3 protein-coding genes are annotated in these 2,109 nt (G+C 40.7%); 2 read left to right on the top strand and 1 reads right to left on the bottom strand.

All coding sequences use genetic code 11. The features are described 5' to 3' along the window. Positions 1-301 (bottom strand): endonuclease/exonuclease/phosphatase family protein (locus V5N63_RS02880; RefSeq protein ID WP_332032750.1); only part of this gene is annotated, 301 nt, incomplete at its 3' end. 122 nt (positions 302-423) lie between these two features. Here V5N63_RS02880 and ku point away from each other — a divergent pair. Continuing rightward, on the top strand, positions 424-1,203 hold the full coding sequence (gene ku / locus V5N63_RS02875) for a non-homologous end joining protein Ku (protein ID WP_332032749.1): 780 nt from the start codon (positions 424-426) through the stop codon (positions 1,201-1,203). Between the two features lie 24 nt (positions 1,204-1,227). Continuing rightward, positions 1,228-2,109 (top strand): DNA polymerase ligase N-terminal domain-containing protein (locus V5N63_RS02870; RefSeq protein ID WP_332032748.1); only part of this gene is annotated, 882 nt, incomplete at its 3' end.

The raw sequence follows: 2,109 nt of genomic DNA, 5'->3' as shown, positions 1-2,109 counted from the left end.
TCAAATCATCGATTTTCACCTCCAAATACCGGCTCGCTTCGTCGCTATCGTCACCGGGCAGTTTTTTTCGTGACACTACAGGTTCAGTATTTTTCGAAAGCACTGCTACTCCATTCCAGCTTTTCTGCCCTAACCAGACTGACGTGTAACCGGCTTCGAGGATTTCTGCTTCAGGAAATTTGTCCTGTGGCGCCTTAAGCTCCTGCAGACAAACCACATCGGGTTTTTCTTCCTTCAGCCATTTCAAAAGTACGGGAAGCCGTCCGTTCACGCCATTTACATTATAAGTTGCGATTTTCATGAATTAAATTTTTAAAATTCAATACAAAAACCGGGCAAAGTATTTCTGCTTCATGGCATACTTCGATCTTGAAAGGTGCACAGTTTTTGATATCTGACTAAAACCATCACAAAAATCAAATTATGAGAGCAATATGGAACGGCGCCATCGGTTTTGGCCTTGTAAATATCCCGATTAAATTATATTCAGCAACCGAAGAAAGCAATCTGGATTTGGATATGCTGGATAAAGACGACCTTTCAAACATCAATTTCAAAAGAGTAAATGCCAATACCGGCAAAGAAGTGAAATGGGAAAATATTGTTAAAGGTTATAAACTTGAAGACCGTTACATAGTTCTCACTCAAGAAGATTTCGATGAAGTAAATCCTGAGAAATCAAAAATCCTGAACATCAAACAGTTTGTCGACATCAACGAAATCGACAGTGCTTATTTCGAAACTTCCTATTTTCTGGAACCACAAAAAAATGGTGAAGAGGCATACAAATTATTGCTGAAGGCACTTTTAAAAACTAAAATGGCCGGAATCGGGACTTTTATCCTCAGAGAGAAAGAAATATTATGTCTTGTACGTCCTTACCAAGACAAAATTTTGATGGTTAATAGAATGCGTTATCCGGAAGAACTGAGGAATTTTGAAGATCTGAAAATCCCAAGTGCCAAAAATCCCCAAGCCGAAGAACTGGAAATGGCAGAATCCCTCATAAAACAGCGTGCGACAAAATTCGATCCTGAAAAATATAAAAATACCTACAATGATGATTTGATGAAAATCATTAAAGCAAAGGCAAAAGGTAAAGTGAAAAAGGTAGAAACCAAAGAAGAAGTCAGCGCGAAAGCCACCGATCTTATGGCTCAGCTGAAAGCCAGTCTGGAAGCCGGAAAAGTAAAAGCCGGTTAAGTTTAAACTTAATTCATCTCTATCATGCCACTTGAGGAATACAATAAAAAAAGAGATTTTACGCAGACTGCCGAACCCGAAGGCAAAGCCGCGGTTGGAAAAGGCAAACTGAAATTTGTAATTCAGCGGCACGCGGCGAGCAGGCTGCATTATGACTTCCGTCTGGAAATGGATGGAGTTCTGAAAAGTTGGGCCATTCCCAAAGGTCCGTCACTCAATCCAGAAGACAAGCGCCTTGCGATGATGGTTGAAGACCATCCTTTTGCTTACAGAACGTATGAGGGCTCTATTCCGGATGGAAATTACGGCGCCGGCGAAGTCGAAATCTGGGATGAAGGCACGTACGAACCGTTGGAAAAAGTGAAAGGAAAGACCGATAATCTCATCATGCAGCAAGAACTGCACTCAGGTTCTTTGAAATTCATCCTTCACGGTAAAAAATTGAAAGGCGAGTTTGCGCTTGTAAAAATAAAAAACGCCGAAAGTGGCGATCCTTGGCTGCTGATTAAACACAGAGACCAGTTTTCTGTTGATCATTATGATGCCGAAGAAAATACTGATCCGGATTCAAAAGTAAGTGCATATCTTCAGTTGAAAAAAAAAAGAAGTAAAGTAAGCAAGTCATCTGCTCCTGAGATGAAATCTTATAAAAACCATGCTCCTGCTCTTTCAGGGGAAAGAAAACTTACCAAATTCATTACTCCCATGCTTGCCCGAACTTCGGCAAAACCTTTCAGCTCGCCAGACTGGGCTTTTGAAATAAAGTGGGACGGCTACAGGGCTATAGCAGATCTCAGAAAAGATATTCAACTCTATTCACGGAACGGACTTTCCTACGCAGAAAAATTCAAAAAAATCAGCAATTCACTGAAATTTCAGGAGCACGAAATGATTCTGGACGGAGAA

Origin of the sequence: Kaistella sp., from assembly GCF_032060305.1 — a bacterium.
GTDB lineage: Bacteria > Bacteroidota > Bacteroidia > Flavobacteriales > Weeksellaceae > Kaistella > Kaistella yananensis.
The sequence above is the reverse complement of the archived record's forward strand: the minus strand, read 5'-3'. Positions and strand labels throughout refer to the sequence as shown.

What these genes read in the sequence shown, in the direction of transcription:
- ku (WP_332032749.1), top strand. Translation starts at nt 424, where the DNA reads ATGAGAGCAATATGGAACGGCGCCATCGGTTTTGGCCTTGTAAATATC.